This window comes from Pseudomonas avellanae BPIC 631 (assembly GCF_000444135.1).
GTDB classification, from domain to species: Bacteria; Pseudomonadota; Gammaproteobacteria; order Pseudomonadales; family Pseudomonadaceae; genus Aquipseudomonas; species Aquipseudomonas avellanae.
In genome coordinates this window covers 1-338 of the sequence record NZ_ATDK01000206.1, presented here as the reverse complement: position 1 = coordinate 338, position 338 = coordinate 1, and the positions used below count along the sequence as shown (strand labels likewise).

Annotated in this window: 1 protein-coding gene; it reads right to left on the bottom strand. The window is 53.8% G+C overall.

The genetic code is table 11. The annotated features are described in order from the left end of the window. Positions 1-98 precede the first annotated feature (98 nt). Positions 99-338, bottom strand: a 240-nt coding sequence (locus DW49_RS1000000133335) for a hypothetical protein (RefSeq protein WP_206539573.1), incomplete at its 5' end; no start/stop codon positions are given.

Genomic DNA, 338 nt, shown 5'->3' with positions numbered 1-338 from the left:
CTGCCTGCCTGAAAGTGTCCGGATGGCCGTGGAATCGGTGTCCGGATGCTCGTGGAATGAGTGTCCGGATGGTCGTGGAATCCGCAGTCCAATCGCGCCTACCAAAAAAATCCGCTCTGCCGGGCGGTAAAAAAAGGGTCAACCGAAAGGTTGACCCTTTTTTGTTGAAGATTTTTCGTGCAAATGCCCCACATTGGCCTGCATCCAGTGACGTTCCGCCTCACATAGCCGTCGCGGCGCAATATTATGCCGGGCCCGTAATCACTGCACATAAATAGAAACGCTTTTTTGTCGCGATAGCACTGGCGACGCAGATTGCGACGTAAGTGACGGCTGAG